The organism is Elusimicrobiota bacterium (genome assembly GCA_018816525.1).
Taxonomy (GTDB): Bacteria; Elusimicrobiota; Endomicrobiia; order CG1-02-37-114; family XYA2-FULL-39-19; genus OXYB2-FULL-48-7.
Window position 1 is genome coordinate 1 of sequence record JAHIVV010000019.1, and the last position, 22,498, is coordinate 22,498.

Consider the following 22,498-nt stretch of genomic DNA (forward strand, 5'->3'; position numbering starts at 1 on the left):
GCGACAGCTACCCTGTCAAGAGCGACTAAATCAGCCTGCTCCCCGGCTTCCCATGCAGTCAGGGAAGTATAGTCGCCGCCGCTGGATTTTATTGTTTTTGTGCTGAAAGTTACAGCATAAGAAAAATCTACTGCAAAAAATAAAATCAGGAGGATGAATTTAACCCTGGCGGCGAGATAGGACAAGCAATTGTTGTTTGAAAAATTGAAATAATTACGTTCCATAGAAATGACTCTCCTTTTTTTTGGTCTTCAAAATCTATAAGGCAAACAGGGAAAATTAACCACACATACCTTATGTATATAGCCTGTTTTATTAGATTTGTCAAGAGAAATTTAGAAATGGTGTGCCGGGCTTTATTTTACTTCCTAAAAATGATATATTGTTCTGTGTAAACCATGTATAAAATTTCCAAAGTACCCTATTTGAACAAAAAATCACTCATAAAACCAAGAAAGAAAGTAGGCATAATCCCAAAAGCCCTAATTACAATTGGCAGCATCTCCCTCGTTGCAATAATCGGTTTAATCGATTACAAAACCGGCGAAGAAATAAACATCTCTGTATTCTATATTCTACCGATATTTCTGGTTTCCTGGTATGTCCACCGTTGGGCCAGTATTGCGGTTGCGATCCTGGGAGCGTCCGCGTTTTTTATGGCTGACTATATACTCTACCATCCTTATTCAATGCCTTATATTCCTTTTTTTAACAGTTCCGGAATCCTGGTTTTCTTTTTAATTACATCATACGCGCTGTCTGCCTTAAGAAAAGCATATTTTTTAGAACATGAATTAGCAAGAACCGACCATCTTACGGATATCGCAAACGGCAGGTATTTTGTGGAAATAATTTCCAAGGAAATAGAACGCATGGAGCGCTACAAACATTCTTTAAGCCTGGCTTACATGGACATAGACAATTTTAAAAACATAAATGACAACTATGGGCATAATATGGGAGACATAGTACTCAGTTCAATCGCGCTGGCCATGAAAGAATCAATCCGGCCGGTAGACCTGGTTGCCAGGATGGGCGGCGATGAGTTTGCAATTCTTTTCCCGGAGACAGACCAAAGCGTGGTAAAAAGTATAATGTCCCGGGTTCAGATTAAAATAAATAAAACAATTTCTGAAAACAGCTGGCCTATATCGTTCAGTATCGGCGTGGTTACATGCTCCAGCACTAAATGCACGGCAGATTTGCTTTTTGAAAAGGCTGATGCAGTAATGTATTCAATTAAAAAAACCGGTAAAAATCTGGTAAAATATGAAATGCTGTAAAAAATGAAATGACAAAAAATAGTAAAATTAAACTGCGTAAAAGAGTGAATAACGGTGAAGAAAAATACAAAGCTCTTGTAGAAAAAGCCAGAGATGTTATATATAACCTTCAACTCAAAGGAAAAAATGACGGAAAATAAATCAGTTGTATATTTTGCTGATGCTCAATTAGAGAAAATGGAACAAGCGAAGTCTCTTCCAGCGAAATTGAAACGCCTGGTAAGAAAAATGAATTTTGCCGGGAAAATTAAAGGCAAAAAAGTTGGAATAAAAATGCATTTTGGCTGGGGATTGAATTTTACAACAATACACCCGGTTTTCATTAAAGCTTTGGTAGAAGAAATAATGGCTGAGGGCGCAAAAGAAGTAAAAATTATCGACGATAATGCTAAAAACGGTATTGGAAGAGGCTATTTAAGGGAAATTGTAGGCTGTCCGGCGGTTTCTACTTTCGGAGAAACCTGGAAATACGGATATTGGGAAAAAATAGGATTCAAATCCATTGATAAGATTTTCTTTTCGGGCGAAGCCCTGGACAGCGAATTCCTGATAAATCTGTCACATTTAAAGGGGCACGGAGATTGCGGTTTCGGCGGCGCAATAAAAAATATCGGCATGGGCATGGTAGATAACCCGTCCAGGAGAAAATTACACCACCTGGAAGGCGCGATAGTTTATGATAAAAATAAGTGTAATTATTGTTTAAAATGCGCCAAGGTTTGCCAAAGGGATGCAATCGGCCTGCAGAGCGCGGAAAATAAAAAGAAGGGAAAGAAGGAGATAGAAATTTTCACGCATAACTGTACTTACTGCCAGCATTGTATCATAGAATGCCCGAGAGGCGCGTTGAAGATGAACAACCGCAACTTTAATAACTTTGCCAAAGGTATGGCGGTTGTGACCAGCAAGTTTTTGAAAAAGTTAAACCCGGAGAATATGACGTATATAAATTTCCTGACTAATATAACGATTTATTGCGATTGCTGGGGTTTTAGCTCGCCACCCATTGTGCCGGACATCGGGATTTTAGGTTCCAGCAACATTTGTGCCATTGAGACTGCCTCATTGGATATGATAAAAACAGAGAATTTGCTTGAAAAGGGCCTGCCGAAAGACCAGCGGGAACTTCTCGACAATAAGGGCCATTTATTTGAAAAAATCCACGCAAAAAATCCTTACCTTATGATCAATTACTTGTCTAAATATTCCGGGTTCACAACCGGCTATAAATTGGACGAAGTAAATTAACCGCCGTAAAAAAAATATGGGCAAAATTATAAAAAATTCTTCATTTTTAATGGGTTCGGAAGCTATCAGCAGGGCCGGCGCTTTTGTTATCAACGTCTGGATAACAAGAATCCTGGGAGTTGCAGAGTACGGGAAACTTGCTTTTGCAATTTCCTTCGGAGTTTTATTTGCTAACCTGATTGACCTTGGTTTTAACGTATATACAATCAGAGAAGTGTCCAAAAATAAGGAACTTGCGGGCAAATACACCAGCAATCTGGGGCTTCTCAGGCTGATTATTTCAGTGATTGCGTGGTTCCTGATAGTTATAGTTATAAACGCCCTGGGTTATCCTCCGGAAACTAAAATGATAGTGTATCTGATAGGCGCCTCGACTGTTATAACAATGTTTTCTGATACTTTTACGATAGTTTTCTATGCTTTTGAAAAGATGCAGTATTCAGCAGGTTTGATTATATTTACCCGAGTAGCCCCGTTAGTTGCAGGTTTGTATGCGTTATTGGCCGGTAAAGGTTTAATAGGGCTTGCTATAGCGTATTTTGCATTTTCAGTTATAAGTATTTTGCTTAATTTTGCGGTTCTGAGCATAAATTTCTTTGTACCCAAACTGGAGTTTGACCTGAAATTTTGCTGGTCAGTAATGAAAGAACTTTTTCTTTTTAACCTAGCGGCTATTTTTGCCATAATTTATTTCAGGGTTGGAGTTGTAATGTTATCAAAAATGCAGGGAGATATGGTTGTCGGCTGGTTCAGCGCCTCATTTAAATTGATAGAATCTTTGAGGTTTATACCTATAAGTATTATGGGCGCTTTATTGCCGGGGTTTTCCCGGCTTTTTGTAACTGATCCGAAAAAACTTTTGGAAAACAGCCACAGGGCTCTTGAAGTTCTGCTGATAATAATCATCCCTGTTTCGATCGGTGTTTTGATTCTTGCAGATAAAATAATTTTGTTTCTATATGGCCTGCAATTCAGTAATTCTATACCTGTTTTCCGGATTTTAATAGTGGCGGAAATATTTATGTTTATGAACTACATCCTTACCTATCTTCTGATAGTCTGCGACAAACAGAAATATAATGCTTTTATTAATTTCATTTGCTGCGTTGTTTGTATCGTTTTAAATTATCTCTTAATACCCAAATTCAGCTATATTGCGGTAAGCGCGGTCCATTTGACTGTCGAACTAGTGGTTTTTGCGCTGTGTATGTACTTTTTGGCGGGAAGCCTGGGGAAAATAAATATTTTTAAAATAAGCCGTAAGCCAGTACTGGCCGCTTTGGCGATGGGAGCTTTGGTTTTTCTTATTAGAAACCAGAGTTTACTTATTTCTATCCCTGCCGCTGTTTCGATATATTTTATTTTTTTAGTTTTACTCGGCAGTTTTGATTTTAAAAGTAAATTCCCCTGGATTCAGTCCTGATCCCATTTTTTTCATACTCAGAATCTTTCTTGTCCTCCATCGCCTCCTCCGGCAAACCAAAAATAAAATCCACGTTTGCTTTAATGCCTGCGCTTAAGGTTAACTCAACCGCATCATAAATATTTTTTGGGTCGCACAGGAGTTGAACCTGTAACCGACGGATTAAGAGTCCGTTGCTCTACCATTGAGCCAGCGACCCAAGAAATCTTCAAAACCTAACGATGGGTTATTATACAATATTTTAAAATGCTTTTGCAATTTCGGTCAAAAATAGTTAAAATTATGTCATGTTTAAAAAGCATTTATTGGCTTTGTTTGTAACCTTATCCGTATTGCCAAGTACTATTAAAGCTTCTGATGAACAAAAAATTACGGTTTTATTTGAAACTATTAAGCCGTATATAGTTTCAATAGAAGCGGATGTAAGCGCTAATATCGCGGATAAGCCTGCCAGGGATTCCTTTAAAAAAACAGGCCTTATTATCAATAGCGGCGGTTATGTGCTCACTTCTTACTTATCCTCAGAAATAACAACGAATATAAGGGTTTATGTCGGCCTGGAGGAATACCCGGCGAAATTGGTTGGTAGTGATAAAGTTGCGCGAATAACCTTGCTAAAAATAGATAGCAAGCTTGTACCGCCTAAAGTTACAACAGATATCAGGTTTGCGAAAGTTCCCTTGAAAACCGGCCAGTCAATAATTACTATCGGTTCACTGGGCAAGGATTACCAGTTTGAAAAAGCAATAAATACAGGGATGGTTGCCGCTATCCTGCCGTTTGGTTTATCAAATCAGATAATGAGCGTGCCTAATATAAATATTGACGGTGCAGTGCTTTTGAATATGTCAGGCGAAATAGCCGGTATTGTTGCTCCTGCTTATTGGTTTAACCTTTCCTTGACTGACATTAAAAAAGATAAATTGAGAGATGAACTGGATATGATGCGCGCCGAAAAACAATGCCTGGAAATTGAGTCTTTAACTGAAATTATAGGCCGAATAATTAAAAAACAGGGTGACTCTGAAATTTCATGGGCCGGAATTGAGTTTGATAATCTTTCAAAAACCCAATCGGAGGGCCTGGGTATTCCTTTCAAGGGTATCCTTATTACCAAAACTTATAAGGACAGTCCGGCCCTAAAAGGCGGGTTACTGCCCAAAGATGTAATCATAGAAATAAATGGAAGGACTATCCCTGCCGAAGCCAAGGGCGCAAGGCTGTTCTCGGATCTTATAAGGTCGAACATGCCCGGCGGTAAGATGAATTTTAGGGTAATCAGAAATAAAGAAGAAAAAACTTTTCAGGTTGAACCTGTGAAATATCCTGAATTAAAACAGCCCAGAAGTTCCTGGCTGGGCATAACCGTTGAAGAAGTCAATGACGCGCTTTATAATTCCCTGAACCTTTTCACAGATAAAGGGTTATTGATAGTCGACGTAGAACAGGGTACGCCGGCTTCTTATGCAAAACTCGAAAGGTCAGATGTAATTACGCATATACAGTTAGCCGAAGTATCCGCTGTCAGTTCCTGGCAGAATATTCTCGGTAAACTTAAAGATAAAAACACAAAGTACATCATTGTGCAGGTATACCGCGGCAATAAGACAATGACAAGGATAATAAAACCTGAGTTAGGCGCGAAGAGGCAGGATGATAGCAAATGAATAAAGTAATAAATTCAATAATATTAATTATATTGTTTTACAGTGCGGCTATTGCTGACGAAATTGTAACATTTTCAAAAAAACTTATGCCCGGCGTAGTAACCGTTTATACGGAAACAGGCATAGGAAGCGGATTTATTATTGATAAAGACGGTTACATTTTAACCAATGCCCACGTAGTATCAAAACTTTGGGATGATAGGGAAGATATTGACGACCCGTTTACTGCAGTCAAGGAAAGAGTAGCAGTTTTGGTTGAGAATAATTATCAGTATCCCGCACAGGTGATAGGTTATGACGCGCGGGTTGACGTAGCGGTGTTAAAGATTATCCCGGATAGGAAACTGACAGTATTAAAACTGGGCGATTCGGATAAAATCAAGCTTGGGGAGAAAATAGTTGTACTGGGTTCTCCGTTCGGGCTTGAAGAAACAGCTACAGCGGGCGTTATCAGCCATGTAGGCAGGCCGTTTTCAGCAGGCCCCGGGTGGGAATTTCCGGTAAATGTTATACAAACTGACGCCGCAATCAACCCGGGAAACAGCGGCGGCCCCATGATAAATATGAAAGGGGAAGTAATAGGAATCAATTACGCTTCAACATCCAAGAATATTTCCGAAGGTATCGGGTTTGCCATACCTATAAATATTGCAAAGTACATCAATAACAGGATTAATACTGAAAAAGCCGTAAAATACAGTTACCTGGGGATGGATTTTTACCCTATTACAAATGAGTTTTCACAGGCGTTTAATATTAAGAAAGGCCTTCTGGTTGAAACAGTCTATAAAAAGGCACCGGCTGAAAAAGCCGGTATTAAAACAGGCGATGTAATTATTTCTATGAATAACAAGGAAGTATCGGCAACGGAAGAGAGGCAGGCCAATGATTATCAGTGGGAGATTGCAACCTTTCCGATAAACGAAAAAGTAACCTTGGAATTGCTGACCCAGACAACAAGTTTGCTGAGTTTTAATAAAACTTCCATTACCCTTCAAACTGTTGAAAGCCCTCTTACGGAAATTGAATTAAAGCAAAATGTATATGAAGATTTTGGTTTCGCTTTTAAGGACATTACAGTGCCGATTTATCTTAAATACAGCCTGCCAGTTTACGACGGAATCTGGGTTTCAAAAATAATGGGCCCCCTGGCAATAGAATCTGAACTTCAGGCAGGCGATGTCATTAACAAGGTTGATGAAAAGCCGGTAAAAACCTCGGCAGATTTTAAGGAAAATATTCTGGCAGCTTTGAAAAATAAAGAAAAATATATTTCTTTGGAAGTTCTCCGGGGTAAAAGCACGGTTCCTCTGTTTTTTTCTATGAGATATACTTTAACAGGCAAAAAAGTAATTGCGATAGTTCTTTCTGATACATTGCCAAACGAGTTGTATGAAACTGTAAAGATGGCATCCCTGTTTTATGGTGTAAGCGTATCCTACTGCGGGATGAACGGTAAAACTATAGATTTAATTGAAAATGATAAAGAAAAAGGCAAGCTGGAGGCCAATGTTTCAGTAGATGATTTGACCGATGATTCTTACGATGCTGTTATAGTTTTGGGTGATAAATTATCAGAAAAATATGCTTCTAACAAGAATAAAATCACAGCTGTTATAAGCTCTGCTATGGGCAAGGATAAAGTGGTAGCTGTTGAAGGCAGCGGTATGATTGCTTTAGCAGGTACAGAGATGAAACTTGGCGACAAAAGAATAACTTTTGCTCAAAAGTATGTATCAGAATTGCAGAAATATAAGATTAACCCTACCGGGACAGAACTGGAAATAGACGAAAAACTTATAACTGCAACCGGCAGCAAAGAAAGCTACAAACCATTCACCTACCAGATAATAAAACTTCTAAAGAATTAGATCAAATGAAGTCATTGGTATATTTATAATAAAAACTTTATAAAAAATCAAATTACACGTCCAGCGGACAAGATGTCGCTTTTTGGGCAAAAATCTTATATAATTTTCGTATGTTCAGCTATCCTGACAAATTCGATATTATTGTTATCGGCGCGGGGCACGCAGGTGTTGAAGCGGCGCTGTCCAGCGCGCGAATGGGCTGTTCAACCCTGTTGCTGACAATGAACCTTGATTCAATAGCGCAGATGTCCTGTAACCCGGCTATCGGCGGGCTTGCAAAGGGCCAGATGGTGCGCGAGATTGACGCTCTTGGCGGGGAAATGGCAAAAATGACCGACAAGACTGCTTTGCAGTTCCGCATGCTCAACATGTCAAAAGGCCCTGCGGTCCAATCACCCAGGGCGCAATGCGACCGGGCATTATATAGTAGCGAAGCAAAGAAAGTGCTTGAAAACCAAAAAAACCTTATCTTAATGCAAGGCGAGGCGGTAAAAATTCTCACGGACAAAAATCAAATCATCGGAGTTCAGGAAAAATCAGGGGAAAAATATTTTTCAAAGGCTGTTATTTTAACGACAGGCACTTTCCTGAAGGGTGTTATACATGTCGGTCTGAAACATTTTTCCTCAGGCAGGATAAATGAACCTTCGGCGGAGCATCTCTCCGAATCGTTGAGAGAACTTGGTTTTGAAGTAGGCAGGCTTAAAACAGGTACACCGCCCAGAATAAATTCGGGCACCATTGATTATTCAAAAACAGGAAGACAGGATGGGGATAACCCGCCGGTTCCTTTTTCTCATTTCACTACAACAATTCCACAGGAACAGCTTCCCTGCTGGATAACTTACACAAACGAGAATACACATAAAGCCATAAGAGCCAACCTGGACCGGTCTCCGCTTTACTCCGGAGTTATTAAAAGCGTCGGCCCGCGCTATTGCCCGTCGATTGAAGACAAGGTTGTTAGGTTTTCTGATAAAGACAGGCATCAGGTTTTCCTGGAGCCGGAAGGTTACGGCACAAATTGGGTTTATTGCAACGGAATATCAACCAGTCTTCCTGAAGATGTCCAGGATCAAATTGTACATTCATTAGATGGCTGTGAAAATGCACAGATTATGCGTTACGGCTATGCGATAGAATATGATTTCTGCCAGCCTCTCCAATTAAATCCGACATTAGAAACTAAATTAGTTCCCGGGCTTTATTTTGCCGGCCAGATTAACGGGACTACGGGCTATGAAGAGGCCGCAGGACAGGGTTTAATGGCAGGCATAAATGCTGTTTTAAAAATACGTAATGAAGAGCCGTTTATTTTACGCAGGGATGAAGCATATCTGGGTGTTCTCATTGACGACCTGGTTACAAAAGGAGTTTTGGACCCATACAGAATGTTTACTTCCAGGGCGGAATTCCGCCTTATATTGCGAAGCGACAATGCTGATTTGCGTTTGATGGATTACGGCAAAAAATTCGGGCTGATTTCAAACGAAAACTATAGTAAATTCTGCAAGTACCGCGATCAGGTCAAAAATAGAGTGGAATCATTCGAAAAAATAAAAGTTCCGGGCGCGGATGTTTCCAGAGCGCAATTATTAAGAAGGGGAAAAACATACGAAGAAGCTGTCCCTGCAGTAGAGCGGGGAAACCCGGAAGAATTGCTTCCCTGGACTGAAGCAAAAATAAGAAACCAGGTGGAAATAGAAATAAAATACGCCGGCTATATCCGGAGGCAGTTACAGGAAGTTGAGAAATTTAAGAAACTTGAAAATAAAAAGATACCGGCAGATTTTGATTATGAAAGTATCCGCGGCCTGCTCAGGGAAGCTCAGACAAAATTCAAACAGATAAAACCGCAGTCCATCGGGCAGGCGGCAAGGATTTCCGGCGTAACTTCTTCGGATATTGCCATACTATTGGTTAATTTACAAAAATATAAAGCAACAGCCGGGGAAAAATGTTAACAAAAGAAGCGCTTAAAGAATTTGTATTAAATGAAGGTATTTCGTTATTTGGCGTCGCCGACGCTGCGGGCATAAAAAGCCGCTTTATTCTTTCTCAGGATATTGTAAAGGATTTAGACCGGGCATTAGTGCTTGGGTACAGATTGAGCCAAAAAGTTCTTGATTCGCTTATTGATAAACCCAGCCCGTTATATTATTTCCATTATCAAAGAGCAAATGTTTTGCTTGATGGTACTATTCTAAAAGTTGCAGAATTAATTCAAAGAGAAGGATTCCAGGCTCTGCCGGTTCCTTCTTCGCAGGTGATAGACTGGGAAAAGATGAAGGGTACCGTTTCTCACAGGGAAATCGCCGAGCTGGCGGGTTTGGGCTGGCGGGGAAAAAATAATCTGACCGTGTCGCCGTTGTATGGTTCACAAGTTAGATACATAACCCTGCTCACCGATATGCCCCTTGAAGCTGATAAACCGCTGCAAGAAGATTGCGGGACTTGTAAATTATGCGCGGAAGTTTGTCCCGCAGGAGCAATAGGCGACAGTCCAAAAACATTTGATTCGGATAAATGCCGTATCCAATTAAGAAAATTCGAAAAAATACAATTCATCGGCACCATGATTTGCGGCCTGTGCCTAAAGGCGTGTAAAGGAATAAAATAGTACATCCTTGTATTTTGACCAAAAAATGTATATAATACCCTTGTATTAAGACCATTGTGGTTATTTAGGGGATAAAAATGATTAGAGATATTGAAAAAGAGCTATATCAATGGAAAGAACAAAAAGAAAAGCTTCCTTTGTTAATGAGAGGCGCCCGACAGGTTGGGAAAAGTTATACCGTTGAAGCATTTGGAAAAAAAGCATTTAAAAACACGGTAGTTATTAATTTTGACCTCCATCCTGAACTCAAAGATTGTTTTAATACCCTTGAACCTGATGACATCATAAATAAACTTAAAATAGTGTTAGGTGTAGTTATAGATGAAAATACCTTGCTTTTTTTTGATGAAATACAGGAATGCCCGAATGCGATAATGTCTTTGAGATATTTCAAAGAGAATAAAAACTATATTTCCGTTATAGGCGCCGGGTCGCTTGTGGAATTTGCATTGGAAACGGAAGATATTAGAATCCCTGTAGGAAGAGTCCAGTTTATATATCTCGAACCGTTATCATTTGCAGAATTTTTAACTGCATCGGGCAACGATCAGCTTAGATCCTACTTAAAAGACTTGCATATCAGTAGTGAAATAGAAAATAGCATTCACCAAGCGTTGATGAAGCTGATACGCGAATATTTTATTGTCGGAGGGATGCCGGCGGCTGTTAAGGCTTATTTTGACACTAAAGATTTTACGCAGGCAAGCAGAATCCAGAATGCGCTTATTCAGACCTATAGAAGCGATTTCGGCAAATACGCGAAATTTTCCGAACAAAAATACTTACAGAAGGTGTTTGATAAAGCTCCCAGGCTGGTTGGTGAAAGAATTAAATTTTCAAAGATTGATATTGAAAGCAAATCAAGAGATATAAAAAACGCTGTAAATCTTCTGTCTTTGGCCGGAGTAATAAAACAAGTAGCCGCTTCCGCCGCGTCCGGAGTTCCCCTGGGAGCGCAGGCGAATGATAAAAAATTCAAACTAAATTACCTGGATATTGGCCTTATGCAGAATGCCTGCGGATTACAGGCAAAACTTTTGCTTGATGCTGATATTATGCAAATAAATTCAGGTTCAGCAGCCGAACAGTTTGTAGGCCAGGAACTGCGCGCCTACGAAGACCGCTATTTGAATAGGCAGCTTTTTTTCTGGGCAAGAGATAAAAGGAACAGTTCAGCTGAAGTTGATTATGTTTATGAAGTAGATACACATATAATTCCTATTGAAGTAAAGGCAGGCAAGTCCGGATCGTTAAAATCGTTGAGATTGTTTCTAGAAGAAAAGAAAGTTCCGTTCGGAATTCGATTTGCGATGGATAAACTTTCACTGTATGATAAGGTTCTTACTATTCCCCTGTACATGATAGAGCATATGCGTCGTTTAGCGCGGGAAACAATGGAAACTGCTTCCAGGTAATCAGTTTATATAAACAATGATTTGCGGCCTGTGCCTTAAGGCCTGGAGGGGAAATAGGAGAGTTCCTAGAGAGGAGTTAATAATTTTATGGATAAACCAATAAGCAATGAAAAAAGAGGCAGGTTCAGGTATGCGAGGGAATTAACCCTTGCTGAAAAAACATTGTGGGAATATTTACAAAGATACGACGATAACGGGGCCAAGTTTTTAAAGCTTGAAAGAATAGGCGATTATACGGCAACTTTTGCTAACATAAAAGAAAAAATGATTATTGAACTTAATGGCGCCCAGACTCCTTTAGACAAGGCAGAAAAGGAAAGAAAGGACGCCTGGTTTAAAAGCCAGGGATATAAAGTGTTAAGATTCTGGGATAATGATGTTTTGAAAAATATAAACAGTGTTTTAGAGTATATTACAAAAAGGCTTCTTTAATGCATCTTACTTTCTCAAACAAAATAAAAGTTGAAAAGTATCTAAGTGAAATCTCAAGGCGCGATGCCCTCAGCGTTGAACAAATATTAAACCTGCCTGAAATAATGGAAATCAATTCTAACCAGAAACTGAATAATTCCCAAAAAGGAGAAAAACTTGTAGATTTTCTTTACAGTTTACGCTATCCCGAGATTACCAAATGCGAGCAGAAATATAAAAAAGCAGTTAAAGCAGGGAATATAAAGCATAGTACCAATTTCGAAGGTGTTGATGTTTCATTTCAATTCAACAGTGAAGGTGATTATGAACTTCGAATCAACGCTCCGGAAAAATAAGTTTATCCAGAAGTACGATTACGGCAAAGATATCATTGGATTCCCGAATATGTACTGCGAATTGCCAGTTCCTGCCCCTTAAACTGCAGTTATTGTTACCTGCAGGACATAAATAAGAAAGCCCAGCCAAAAGTATATACCAATTTCACGGAACTCCAAAAAGAAATCACAGAATTAAGAAAAAACGTTGAAGGGAAAATCTATTTAAATGCGGGGGAAAACGCAGACAGCCTTGTTTTTGAGCCGGAATCAGGGTTAATAAAATATTTGGATGAAATTATTTCTGACATTCCGGATATACAAATTGAACTAAGAACAAAAACAGATAATGTGGATTTCTTGGGAACCTTAAAAAATAAAGAAAAATTCAGCGTTGTATTTACGCTTAGCCCGGAAAATGTGGTTGAAAGACTGGAAAATAAGACCGCATCGCTGGCGAGAAGGATAGAGGCTGCAAGAAAGTGTCAGGAGTTTGGGATTAATGTCGGGTTGAGGTTTGAACCGATAATAAACACCAAAACCTTGCTTGAAGACTACAGGAAAACAGTAGAATTAATAGCTGATATGCTGAATACCGGTAAAATTCAATCTATTGGGGTGTCCTGCCTGCGTTTTACCAAAGGATTAATGAAAAAGCTGGAGAAAACTGCGCCGGAGCTTCTGCTTGATGAGTTTGTTGTGTGTCCGGATGGGAAATACAGGTATTTCCGTCCTATAAGAACCAGGATTTACATACAATTAATTGCCCTATTAAAGGAAAAATTACCAAATGTAAAATTATTCCTATCAACCGAACCCGCGTATATATGGAAAGACTGTGGCTTATCTGTAATCAATTTTATAAAATAAATGAAGTAGCATCAGGAGGATTAAATGGAAACAAAAATAGCTTTATTTAAAGGGCGCAGGATTAGGAAAACGCTTCATAATAACGAGTGGTGGTTTTCGATAGTTGATGTATGTGATATTTTAACTGGTAGTACAGATTCCGGCGCATATTGGAGGAAACTCAAGCAAAGGTTGATAGAGGAAGGGAGTGAAGTCGTGACATTTTGTCACGGGTTGAAATTGGAAGCACCAGATGGAAAAATGCGTGAAACACCCAATTGTTTCCGGACATAATTACCTGAAAGCCAAAGAATCTCAGAAAAAGATTAAATAACGTTCCAAATCTTGCCAAAAATATGAATTATTTGAAATGAAGGTTCGTAAAGAAAATCAGCACCCTCACCTTAATCCTCTCCCGTCAATGGAGATGATAATTGAAAGTATTGACTTGTTGCAAAAATCTTTGTTATATTGCTACGTTTATTTAAAAGGAAGCAAGCGTCTGCCGTGAATAATAGTCATGATAATTATTTTATGTTTTTCTTTTGTTATTTGGTAAATAATCCGGTAATTATCAGCTATTATTTCACGATAAGGCAAGTGTGGGAATTCCGGTATTTTTCGGCCTATTAACGGATATTTGGCAAGCTTTAATGTAGATTGAATAATGTTTTCGATTTGTACTTGAGCATATCTAATTGAATCCAGGGCTATAAAATCATAGATATTTCTTAAATCTTTATAAGATTGCCGCGTCCACTTTATTTCTTGAACCACTTAGTAGTCCCCTTAATGATATTTTCATGCGAAATCATCCGGTTTTTGCGCACATCTTCTTCTGCTGATTCTATTTTTTTTCTCAAATAAAGACGATAAATTAATTCGTCAATATCCACTTTTGCAGGCAATTCTCCTACTAAGTCCAAAACATTCTGTTTTGTGATAGTCACTAGTACCTCCAAAAAACCAAAATATGCCTATAAATTATTTTATAATATTTTCAAATAAAAAGCCAAATCAATCCGTTTATCTCTTTTCGGTGAAGGCTTTTAATAGATCTATCGGTATTGGCAGTACCAGGGTTGTGCTTTTTTCTGAAGCCAATTCAGTAACTGTCTGTAAAAATCTTAACTGAATTGCAGCGGGGTTTTTGCTGATAATTTCTGCAGCCATAGCAAGTTTTTCTGATGCCTGAAATTCGCCTTCAGCATTAATAACCTTTGCGCGTCTTTCTCTTTCAGCTTCTGCCTGCCTGGCAATAGCTCTCTGCATCTGTTCGGGAATCTGAACATCTTTCACTTCAACTACACTTACCTTTATGCCCCACGGTTCGGTCTGTTGGTCAATAATCTGCTGCAACTTAAGGTTAATCTGTTCCCTTTCGCCTAAAAGAGTATCCAGGTCCACCTGGCCGAGCACGCTTCTAAGTGTGGTCTGTGAAATTTGGTTAGTACCGTAAATATAATTCTCTATGCTCACAACAGCTTTATTCGGGTCAACAACCCTGAAATAACAAACGGCATTTACCTTAGCCGGAACGTTATCTTTTGTAATAACTTCCTGGGTGGGGATATCCATAGTGGTTGTTCTAAGGCTGATTTTTACCAGCCTGTCTACAATGGGAATAAGGAAAAATAAACCAGGGCCTTTTGCGCCGATCAATCTGCCTAATCTGAAAATTACGCCTCTTTCATACTCGTTTACTACGCGTACCGCATTCATTAAAAAAATCACCGCTAAAATTACTATAGTTATGATAGTTATGCCCGTTACTGAAAACATTTCTTCCTCCTTTTACCCTTTTTTTATTTTTAATAGATTACCTACTACATCCACAACTTCAATACTATCGCCCTCTTTCACCTCCGAATTTTCAACTAATTGCGCGCTCCATAATTCACCTTGAATAAATACCATTCCTTTTGAATCCGGCCCGGAAAAATTGTTTTTTGCCGTGCCCTTATCTCCGATAAGCCCTTCTTTTCCGGTAGTTATTTTTCTTTTGCGGACTTTTACTACTGCTCTTACAACAAAAATGAAAAACAATAGTGATGCCAGTGCGACAGTCAGTACTAAACTTACAGAAATGGAAATAAATTTTCCCTGAAAATCAAAAAGCATCAAACCGCCCATAACAAATGATATTAATCCGCCTATAGTTAAAATAACTGTCGGGTTAAACACATCTACAGCCATCAGAATTAATCCTAAGATAAGCATCAACAGTCCTGCTGTATTTACCGGCAGTAATTGCATGGAGAAAAATGCAAGAATAAGGCAAATGCCTCCAACAATTGCGCCCAGGCCGATTCCGGGAGAAGAAAATTCATAAATCAGGCCATAAACGCCTAAAGTAAGGAATATAAATGCAATATTCGGGTGAGCAATCATATTAAGGAATTTCTTAAAGGGTTTCATGGCGATAGTTTTTATATCACCCTTTGTATGAACAGTGAATTCTTTGTTGAGCTTTTTTATTTTTTTACTATCAAGTTTTTCACGCAATTCATCCAAGTTTGGGAAAATATATTCGATTACTTTTTTATCCAGTGCTTCCCTTGATGTTATTGAAAGGCTCTTTGTTACGGATTCTTCTGCCCACTTCCAGTTTCTTTTCTTTTCGCCCGCAATTGAGCGCATGTAGGCCGCGGCGTCATTTGTGATTTTACCTTCCATTACTTTATCCTGTTTGGAATCTTTTTCACCGGATCCAGGCATAGCGCCGCCTCCCATCTGTACAGGATGAGCTGCTCCGATATTTGTTTCAGGTGCCATACAGGCAATATCGCTGGCCATAGTAATAAATACTCCTGCCGATGCCGCCCTGGTGCCCGGAGGGCCTATCCAGACGATAACCGGATTGGGGGAATTGAGCATTGATTTGATTATCTGCTGCATAGAATCCATCAATCCGCCCGGGGTATTCATTCTGATTATTACTGTATCCTTTTCTTTTATTGTTTTAAAGCCGTCTGAAATATAGTCAGCCACAACCGGGTTGATTATTCCGTCGATTTCCATTAAATAAGTTTCCGAATAACATTTATCGGCCGCCAGCGTAAAATTAAGCAGGTTGAAAATGAATAAATATTTGATAAATTTCATGCGAGTTCTCCTAAATAAGCTTTCCTGATTATAGCATTTTCTAATAGCTTATGCGCATCAAATTCTTGAGTCGGAAACTATCTGGTTTGCAATATTTACCGCTTAAAACAGTTGTTGTATTAGCTTCCCACAATCCCCTATCTCGCCTGCTCCAGCGCCGCTTTTACAAAATCTCTGAAAAGCGGGTGCGCATTTGTCGGCCGGGATTTAAATTCCGGGTGGAATTGCACTGCAACAAACCACGGATGGTCTTTAAGCTCTATTATTTCAACGAGATTTTTTTTCTGGTACTGCCCTGCAATTGAAAGGCCTTTCTTTGTTAATTCCGTCCTGTATTTATTATTGAACTCATAACGGTGCCTGTGCCTTTCAAAAACAAGTTCTTTTTTATATGCTTTATACGCTAAAGGCGATTTTTTGTCAATTTTGCACGGATAGGCGCCCAGCCTCATAGTTCCGCCCTTATGAGAAACATCTTTTTGTTCGGCCAGTAAATGAATCACCGGATGGCGCGTTTTAGGATTGAATTCGGTGCTGTTTGCATCCTTCATATGGCATACATTTCTGGCATATTCAATTACGGCGCATTGCATGCCCAGGCAGAGGCCGAAAAACGGCACTTTATTTTCCCTGGCATATTTTACTACGTTTATTTTGCCTTCAATGCCCCGGTCCCCGAATCCTCCGGGAATAAGTATGCCATTGACTCCGTTAAGTTCTTCTTCGATATTTTTACATTCTACATTGACATATTTTATTTTAACTTTGGTATTGTTGGCAATTCCGGCATGGGCCAAAGATTCACAGATGCTTTTATAGGCGTCTTTAAGGTTCGTGTATTTTCCCGCTATCGCAATAGTGACCTGGTCCTGCGCATTTTTTATCGTGTCGAGTATTTTTTCCCAGGCGCTGAGGTCGCAGGTCTTCATTTCAAGGCCAAGTATATAGGAAATAATTCTTTCCAGGTTCGCTGCTTTGAATGTGAGAGGGACTTCATAAATGCTTGTTTCCACGTCCATTTCTTCTATGACGCAGTCTTTTCTAACATTGCAAAATAGGGCAATCTTCGCTTTTAGTTCGTCGTTTAAAGGTTTTTCAGTCCTGCAAATGAGAATATGAGGCTCGATTCCTATTTCTCTCAATTTTGCAACGCTTTGCTGGGTCGGTTTGGTTTTTAATTCTTCTGCGGCGCGTATGTAAGGTATCAGAGTGACGTGTATGAAACAAACATGCTGTCGGCCTACCTGGAGGGCAAACTGCCTTGCTGCTTCAAGAAATGGCAGGCCTTCAATGTCTCCGGTGGTACCTCCTATTTCAATAATAACCACATCACATTTATTATTTTCGGAAAGTTTCCATATTCTGTCGATGATTTCATTCGTTACATGAGGAATAACCTGGACAGTGGCTCCCAAAAAATCTCCTCGGCGTTCTTTTGTAATTATAGTATCATATATGGCTCCGCTGGTTATATTGTTTTCCTGGCTGAAATTAACATCCAGGTATCTTTCATAATTGCCTAAATCCAGGTCTGTTTCCGCGCCGTCTTCGGTTACAAATACTTCGCCGTGCTGAAAGGGGCTCATCGTCCCCGGGTCAACATTCAAATAAGGGTCGATTTTAAGCATGTTGACTTTAAGCCCGCAGTTTTTCAGTACAGTTCCTAAAGATGAAGCTGTTATACCTTTACCTAAAGATGACACAACCCCGCCGGTTACAAAAATGAATTTGGTTTGTTTCATGATTTTATTCCTCTAAAGCCAATTTGGATATTTCGTCTTTTACCTTTATGCAATATTTGCCGTTAAAGCAGGCAGTGCAGAATTCTTCTTTAGGCAGGGGCATGGATTTTAGCATGCCCTCCAGGCTTAAGTAATGTATACTGTCGAGGCCGATAAATTTTGCAATTTCTTCCATCGAATAATTATTCGCAATAAGTTCTTTTTTGGTCGGGAAATCAATTCCGTAAAAGCAGGGGAATTTGTGAGGGGGGCAGCTAACGCACATATGTATCTCTTTTGCCCCGGCTTCGCGCAAAGTTTTTACCCTTACCCGGCTGGTAGTGCCACGCACCACTGAATCTTCAACTATTATAATTTTTTTGCCTTTAATGACTTCTTTAACCGGATTCAGTTTTATTTTTACGCCGACATCCCTGATAAACTGGGACGGCTGGATAAAGGTCCTTCCCACATAATGATTTCTTACAATCGCAATATCAAGCGGTATCCCGGACTCTTCCGCATAACCCAGCCCGGCGCAGATTCCAGAATCCGGCACGGGTATAACCAGGTCAGCTTTTATTTTTGCTTCTCTGGCCAGCGCCCGGCCCAGGTTTTTACGGGTGACGTGAACATTTTTTCCGAATATGTAACTATCGGGCCTGGAAAAATATATATATTCAAAAATACAGAATGCATGTTTTTCCTTTTTAAAAGGTTTTAATGATTTAAGCCCGTTTTCGTTGATAAAAAGGATTTCACCCGGTTCTATGTCTCTTACATATTCTGCCTCAATAAGATCCAGAGCGCAGGTTTCAGAAGCGACTACATAAGCGTCATCTTTTTTCCCGAGGCAAAGAGGTTTAAAACCAAAAGGGTCCCTGGCCGCAATGAGCGTATCGCGGGTAAGCAGGACCAGCGAATAAGCGCCTTTAATAGCCCTGAGCGCATCACAGAGTTTGTCTTCCCATTTTTCTTTTTTTGATTTTGCAATAAGATGGACGATAACTTCTGTGTCCATAGTAGACTGAAAAATAGAACCGCTTTTTTCTAATTTGGACCTTAGTTCAACGGTGTTTACCAGGTTCCCGTTATGCGCTATGGCAAGAGGGTCTGCAAAATGTTCTACTACGAAGGGCTGGGCGTTTTTAAGCGATGAGGATCCTGCGGTTGAATAGCGTACATGGCCGATGGCCAGGTGCCCTTCCAGGTTTTCCAGGTCTTCTTGTTTGAAGACATCGGTGACCAGGCCCATCTTTTTATGATATTTGAATTGTTTGCCGTCGGAGACAACTATGCCGGCGCTTTCCTGCCCTCTATGCTGCAGCGCATAGAGCCCCAGGTAAGTCAGTTGGGCTGCGTCTTTGTGGTTGTAAATACCAAAAATACCGCAGTAATCTTTAATCATTCGTCTTCGCTTTCGTATGTGGAATAATAATAAGGCGTATAAGCTTCAAATTCGGCGCCGCAGGTATCTACTACTTTATAGGTGGGCAGTATGCCGAATTTTTTCCTGAGTTTATAAATTGAAAGCTCATCCTTACCAAGCAGTTTTGCAAGCTGTTTGTCTGAAAATCCGTATTCTTTTGCGCTGCGCAGAAGCTGTGAAGTTATCTTTTTTTTGTTGTATTTTTTTATATTATTTTCCATTTCAACAATTTCCTTGATATTGAAAAGAAACCACCTGTCAATTTTAGTAAGTTCAAAAATTTTATCAACGCTCATATTCCTTTGTAAAGCAAGTTTTATGTAAAATATCCTGTCAGGGTTCGGGACTCTTAATTTATTTTCAATTTCTTCCTGGCTGAAAGTGCTGACACCTTTTATAACTAAATCAACCAACCCGGATTTTCCGGTTTCAAGGGCGCGCAGGCCTTTCTGCAGGGCTTCTTTAAAAGTCCTGCCTATGGCCATAACTTCACCTACCGACTTCATTGATGTGGTTAAAGTAGTATCAGCGCGAGGGAACTTTTCAAAAGTAAATCTTGGTATTTTAACTACGCAGTAATCAATGCTCGGTTCAAAGCAGGCAGGAGTTTCTCTGGTAATATCGTTGGGGATTTCATCCAGGGTATAACCGACTGCGAGTTTTGCAGCGATTTTTGCTATCGGGAACCCTGTTGCTTTTGAGGCCAGAGCGGAACTTCTTGATACTCTCGGGTTCATTTCAATTATTACCATCTTGCCGTTGTCGGGATTTACCGCAAACTGTATATTGGAGCCGCCGGTCTCAACACCGATTTCCCTGATGATTTTTATTGAGGCATCGCGCATTAACTGGTATTCCTTGTCGCTTAGCGTTTGCGCCGGCGCTACGGTAATACTGTCGCCCGTATGAACGCCCATAGGGTCGAGGTTTTCTATGGAACATATAATAACAACGTTATCTTTAAGGTCTCTCATCACTTCAAATTCGAATTCTTTCCAGCCGATTACGGATTCTTCAATAAGTATCTCGCTGATCATACTGCTTTCAAGTGCCCTGGGCGCCAGTTCATTGAATTCTTCAATATTGTAAGCGACGCCGCTGCCTGTTCCGCCTAACGTGAAGCTGGGCCTTATAATAATAGGAAAGCCGATTTCTTTTACTGTTTCAGTAGCTTCAAGCATATTATGAGCATTGCCGCTTTTTGGAAGTTCCAGGCCGATACGTGTCATTGCTTCCTTGAATAATCCCCTGTCTTCAGCCATTTTGATAGCTTTGCTTTTTGCTCCGATTAATTCAACATTATATTTCTCTAAAACTCCTGATTCAACAAGTTTTATAGTTACGTTGAGCGCTGTTTGCCCGCCAAGCGTGGGAAGAAGCGCGTCGGGCCTTTCTTTTTCAATGATTTTTTCTACTACTTCCGCTGTTACAGGTTCCACATAAGTGCTGTCGGCGATTTCGGGATCTGTCATGATGGTTGCAGGATTACTGTTAACCAGGACTATTTTAAACCCTTCTGCTTTAAGAGCCCTGCAGGCTTGCGTGCCTGAATAATCGAATTCGCAGGCCTGCCCTATAACTATCGGGCCCGAACCAATAATAAGTATTTTTTCTATATCCGTTCTTTTAGGCATTGTTTTCCTTCATTAGTTTAACAAAATTTCCGAACAGGTAACTTGCGTCATGCGGGCCCGGAGAAGCTTCAGGATGAAACTGCACCGAGAATATAGGAAGTTTTTTGTGTTTTATTCCTTCGTTGGTCTGGTCATTTAAATTCAAATGAGTTATTTCAATATCGTTTTTGTTCAGCGAATTAATATCAACGCAGAATCCATGGTTCTGGACTGTTATATGTACTTTATTTGTTTTGAGGTCTTTTACAGGATGATTTCCGCCGTGGTGCCCGAATTTAAGTTTGAAAGTTTTACCGCCAAGCGCCTGGCCCAGCATCTGGTGCCCAAGACAAATCCCGAATATGGGCAATTTTCCTATCAATTCTTTAACGGTTTGAACGACATAGGTTACTGCTGAGGGGTCTCCGGGCCCGTTGGATAACATAAGGCCGTCGGGCTTTTGTTCAAGTATTTGTTTTGCAGATGTTTTTGCGGGTACTACGGTAACCTGGCAGTCATTTTTTGATAATTCATTAAGAATATTATATTTTACGCCGCAGTCTATAACAATAACTTTATGTTTGCCGGATTTATTCCATTGGTAAGGTTTACGGCAGGTTACTTCTTTTACAAGATCTATATTTTCAAGGCCGGGGGAATCTTTGGCTTTCTGAATAAGTTGTTTAGCGGTGCGTTTTTCGGTTGATATGCAGGCTCTCATGGCTCCCTGATTTCTTAAATGTTTCGTCAGGGCTCTGGTATCAACGCTTTCTATGGCGACTATGCCGTGCTGTTTAAGGAAATCGCCCAGGCTTTGCCGGCTTCTCCAATTGCTTACTATTTTGCTGTATTCTTTAACTATGAAACCTTCAACCCAGGGTTTTGCTGATTCGAAGTCTTCCTTATTGATGCCATAATTGCCTATAAGCGGGTAAGTCATTGTGACCATCTGGCCTTTATAGGAAGGGTCGGTCAATATTTCCTGGTAACCGGTCATGCTGGTATTGAATACGATTTCACCGGTTTTTTCACCGGAGGCTCCAAAAGACCTGCCTTCAAAAAAGGTTCCGTCTTCTAAAGCTATAAAACATGTCTGGATGTTTTTTGCCATAAAATGATTGTTTAGTTTGGAAAGTTAATGTTTAAATTTTGCCCTAAAAAGAAAGGCCGGATAGAAACTACCTTGTCCTGGAAGTAAAGTTTAGCATTTTATTGTTTGTAAATCAAATAATTTTTGCTTATTTATTGGCCAATATTTTCAGTATATCATCCTTTTTTTCCAGGATAATATTTATATCCTCGGCATTAAGCCCGACTATTTTGCTCATTTTCATTTCGTCTTCGCCTTCCTTTTTCCAGAAAGCTCTCTTTTCAAGTTTGGGTTTTTGTTTGTTCCAGCTGACCACTCTTAAAACATACATGCTCTTGCCTGTTTCTTCCTTGTTTAAAATAAGCATTACGTCCTGCGTCATCTCTCTTCTTGCATTAGGCATTTGCCCTCCTTAATA

The 22,498-nt window shown here is 39.8% G+C and carries 22 protein-coding genes and 1 tRNA gene; 12 read left to right on the forward strand and 11 right to left on the reverse strand.

What is annotated here, in order from left to right:
* On the reverse strand, positions 1–224 hold a 224-nt coding region (locus KKH91_02125; protein ID MBU0951615.1), incomplete at its 3' end, for a hypothetical protein.
* Positions 225–398: 174 nt separating this feature from the next.
* Between KKH91_02125 and KKH91_02130 the strand changes: the two genes are divergently transcribed.
* From KKH91_02130 to KKH91_02140, 3 genes are all read left to right on the forward strand, one after another.
* Complete coding sequence (locus tag KKH91_02130) at positions 399–1,283, forward strand: diguanylate cyclase (GenBank protein ID MBU0951616.1); 885 nt, start codon at positions 399–401, stop codon at positions 1,281–1,283.
* Between the two features lie 126 nt (positions 1,284–1,409).
* Positions 1,410–2,531, forward strand: coding sequence for a DUF362 domain-containing protein (locus tag KKH91_02135; GenBank protein ID MBU0951617.1), 1,122 nt, complete (start codon positions 1,410–1,412; stop codon positions 2,529–2,531).
* A gap of 16 nt (positions 2,532–2,547) precedes the next feature.
* Complete coding sequence (locus KKH91_02140) at positions 2,548–3,954, forward strand: flippase (GenBank protein MBU0951618.1); 1,407 nt, start codon at positions 2,548–2,550, stop codon at positions 3,952–3,954.
* 127 nt (positions 3,955–4,081) lie between these two features.
* On the opposite strand, the gene KKH91_02145 is transcribed toward KKH91_02140, so the two are convergent.
* Positions 4,082–4,153, reverse strand: a tRNA-Lys gene (locus tag KKH91_02145).
* 88 nt (positions 4,154–4,241) lie between these two features.
* Here KKH91_02145 and KKH91_02150 point away from each other — a divergent pair.
* From KKH91_02150 to KKH91_02190, 9 genes are all read left to right on the forward strand, one after another.
* The gene (locus tag KKH91_02150) at positions 4,242–5,621 is read left to right on the forward strand and encodes a PDZ domain-containing protein (protein MBU0951619.1); all 1,380 of its coding nucleotides are present in this window, start codon (positions 4,242–4,244) and stop codon (positions 5,619–5,621) included.
* Positions 5,618–7,492, forward strand: a complete 1,875-nt coding sequence (locus KKH91_02155; GenBank protein ID MBU0951620.1) for a trypsin-like peptidase domain-containing protein — start codon at positions 5,618–5,620, stop codon at positions 7,490–7,492. Before KKH91_02150 ends, KKH91_02155 begins: the two co-directional genes overlap by 4 nt.
* A gap of 110 nt (positions 7,493–7,602) precedes the next feature.
* Complete coding sequence (gene mnmG / locus KKH91_02160; GenBank protein ID MBU0951621.1) at positions 7,603–9,456, forward strand: tRNA uridine-5-carboxymethylaminomethyl(34) synthesis enzyme MnmG; 1,854 nt, start codon at positions 7,603–7,605, stop codon at positions 9,454–9,456.
* Positions 9,450–10,112 (forward strand): hypothetical protein, encoded by a 663-nt coding sequence (locus KKH91_02165; protein ID MBU0951622.1) that lies wholly within the window; start codon positions 9,450–9,452, stop codon positions 10,110–10,112. Before mnmG ends, KKH91_02165 begins: the two co-directional genes overlap by 7 nt.
* 77 nt (positions 10,113–10,189) lie before the next feature.
* Complete coding sequence (locus KKH91_02170) at positions 10,190–11,527, forward strand: ATP-binding protein (GenBank protein ID MBU0951623.1); 1,338 nt, start codon at positions 10,190–10,192, stop codon at positions 11,525–11,527.
* 87 nt (positions 11,528–11,614) lie between these two features.
* A complete protein-coding gene (locus KKH91_02175) occupies positions 11,615–11,959 on the forward strand; it encodes a DUF559 domain-containing protein (GenBank protein MBU0951624.1) in 345 nt (114 codons plus the stop codon).
* Complete coding sequence (locus KKH91_02180; protein MBU0951625.1) at positions 11,959–12,294, forward strand: hypothetical protein; 336 nt, start codon at positions 11,959–11,961, stop codon at positions 12,292–12,294. Before KKH91_02175 ends, KKH91_02180 begins: the two co-directional genes overlap by 1 nt.
* Positions 12,295–12,561: 267 nt before the next feature.
* On the forward strand, positions 12,562–13,143 hold the full coding sequence (locus KKH91_02185) for a hypothetical protein (GenBank protein ID MBU0951626.1): 582 nt from the start codon (positions 12,562–12,564) through the stop codon (positions 13,141–13,143).
* 24 nt (positions 13,144–13,167) lie between these two features.
* Complete coding sequence (locus KKH91_02190; GenBank protein ID MBU0951627.1) at positions 13,168–13,416, forward strand: ATPase; 249 nt, start codon at positions 13,168–13,170, stop codon at positions 13,414–13,416.
* Positions 13,417–13,602: 186 nt separating this feature from the next.
* Here KKH91_02190 and KKH91_02195 read toward each other — a convergent pair whose 3' ends face one another.
* The 9 genes from KKH91_02195 to KKH91_02235 form a co-directional block, all read right to left on the reverse strand.
* Positions 13,603–13,899, reverse strand: coding sequence for a type II toxin-antitoxin system RelE/ParE family toxin (locus KKH91_02195; GenBank protein ID MBU0951628.1), 297 nt, complete (start codon positions 13,897–13,899; stop codon positions 13,603–13,605).
* Positions 13,884–14,072, reverse strand: coding sequence for a hypothetical protein (locus KKH91_02200; GenBank protein MBU0951629.1), 189 nt, complete (start codon positions 14,070–14,072; stop codon positions 13,884–13,886). Before KKH91_02200 ends, KKH91_02195 begins: the two co-directional genes overlap by 16 nt.
* A 76-nt stretch (positions 14,073–14,148) precedes the next feature.
* Positions 14,149–14,904 (reverse strand): slipin family protein, encoded by a 756-nt coding sequence (locus KKH91_02205; GenBank protein ID MBU0951630.1) that lies wholly within the window; start codon positions 14,902–14,904, stop codon positions 14,149–14,151.
* A gap of 12 nt (positions 14,905–14,916) precedes the next feature.
* The gene (locus KKH91_02210) at positions 14,917–16,227 is read right to left on the reverse strand and encodes a nodulation protein NfeD (GenBank protein MBU0951631.1); all 1,311 of its coding nucleotides are present in this window, start codon (positions 16,225–16,227) and stop codon (positions 14,917–14,919) included.
* Between the two features lie 137 nt (positions 16,228–16,364).
* The gene (locus KKH91_02215) at positions 16,365–17,969 is read right to left on the reverse strand and encodes a CTP synthase (GenBank protein MBU0951632.1); all 1,605 of its coding nucleotides are present in this window, start codon (positions 17,967–17,969) and stop codon (positions 16,365–16,367) included.
* A 4-nt stretch (positions 17,970–17,973) separates the two neighbouring features.
* Positions 17,974–19,356 (reverse strand): amidophosphoribosyltransferase, encoded by a 1,383-nt coding sequence (locus KKH91_02220; GenBank protein ID MBU0951633.1) that lies wholly within the window; start codon positions 19,354–19,356, stop codon positions 17,974–17,976.
* Positions 19,353–21,011 carry a carbamoyl-phosphate synthase large subunit gene (gene carB / locus KKH91_02225; protein MBU0951634.1) on the reverse strand — a complete coding sequence of 553 codons (1,659 nt, stop codon included), beginning with the start codon at positions 21,009–21,011 and terminating at the stop codon, positions 19,353–19,355. Before carB ends, KKH91_02220 begins: the two co-directional genes overlap by 4 nt.
* The gene (carA, locus tag KKH91_02230) at positions 21,004–22,101 is read right to left on the reverse strand and encodes a glutamine-hydrolyzing carbamoyl-phosphate synthase small subunit (GenBank protein ID MBU0951635.1); all 1,098 of its coding nucleotides are present in this window, start codon (positions 22,099–22,101) and stop codon (positions 21,004–21,006) included. The genes carB and carA overlap by 8 nt, the downstream gene beginning before the upstream one ends.
* Before the next feature lie 127 nt (positions 22,102–22,228).
* Entirely contained in the window at positions 22,229–22,483 is a 255-nt protein-coding gene (locus KKH91_02235; GenBank protein MBU0951636.1) for a hypothetical protein, read from the reverse strand.
* Positions 22,484–22,498: the final 15 nt, after the last annotated feature.

What these genes read in the sequence shown, in the direction of transcription:
- carB (MBU0951634.1), bottom strand. Translation starts at nt 21,011, where the DNA reads ATGCCTAAAAGAACGGATATAGAAAAAATACTTATTATTGGTTCGGGC.
- KKH91_02170 (MBU0951623.1), top strand. Translation starts at nt 10,190, where the DNA reads ATGATTAGAGATATTGAAAAAGAGCTATATCAATGGAAAGAACAAAAA.
- KKH91_02190 (MBU0951627.1), top strand. Translation starts at nt 13,168, where the DNA reads ATGGAAACAAAAATAGCTTTATTTAAAGGGCGCAGGATTAGGAAAACG.
- KKH91_02130 (MBU0951616.1), top strand. Translation starts at nt 399, where the DNA reads ATGTATAAAATTTCCAAAGTACCCTATTTGAACAAAAAATCACTCATA.
- KKH91_02135 (MBU0951617.1), top strand. Translation starts at nt 1,410, where the DNA reads ATGACGGAAAATAAATCAGTTGTATATTTTGCTGATGCTCAATTAGAG.
- KKH91_02180 (MBU0951625.1), top strand. Translation starts at nt 11,959, where the DNA reads ATGCATCTTACTTTCTCAAACAAAATAAAAGTTGAAAAGTATCTAAGT.
- KKH91_02155 (MBU0951620.1), top strand. Translation starts at nt 5,618, where the DNA reads ATGAATAAAGTAATAAATTCAATAATATTAATTATATTGTTTTACAGT.
- KKH91_02235 (MBU0951636.1), bottom strand. Translation starts at nt 22,483, where the DNA reads ATGCCTAATGCAAGAAGAGAGATGACGCAGGACGTAATGCTTATTTTA.
- KKH91_02215 (MBU0951632.1), bottom strand. Translation starts at nt 17,969, where the DNA reads ATGAAACAAACCAAATTCATTTTTGTAACCGGCGGGGTTGTGTCATCT.
- KKH91_02165 (MBU0951622.1), top strand. Translation starts at nt 9,450, where the DNA reads ATGTTAACAAAAGAAGCGCTTAAAGAATTTGTATTAAATGAAGGTATT.
- KKH91_02140 (MBU0951618.1), top strand. Translation starts at nt 2,548, where the DNA reads ATGGGCAAAATTATAAAAAATTCTTCATTTTTAATGGGTTCGGAAGCT.
- carA (MBU0951635.1), bottom strand. Translation starts at nt 22,101, where the DNA reads ATGGCAAAAAACATCCAGACATGTTTTATAGCTTTAGAAGACGGAACC.
- KKH91_02210 (MBU0951631.1), bottom strand. Translation starts at nt 16,227, where the DNA reads ATGAAATTTATCAAATATTTATTCATTTTCAACCTGCTTAATTTTACG.
- KKH91_02205 (MBU0951630.1), bottom strand. Translation starts at nt 14,904, where the DNA reads ATGTTTTCAGTAACGGGCATAACTATCATAACTATAGTAATTTTAGCG.
- KKH91_02175 (MBU0951624.1), top strand. Translation starts at nt 11,615, where the DNA reads ATGGATAAACCAATAAGCAATGAAAAAAGAGGCAGGTTCAGGTATGCG.
- KKH91_02150 (MBU0951619.1), top strand. Translation starts at nt 4,242, where the DNA reads ATGTTTAAAAAGCATTTATTGGCTTTGTTTGTAACCTTATCCGTATTG.
- KKH91_02220 (MBU0951633.1), bottom strand. Translation starts at nt 19,356, where the DNA reads ATGATTAAAGATTACTGCGGTATTTTTGGTATTTACAACCACAAAGAC.
- mnmG (MBU0951621.1), top strand. Translation starts at nt 7,603, where the DNA reads ATGTTCAGCTATCCTGACAAATTCGATATTATTGTTATCGGCGCGGGG.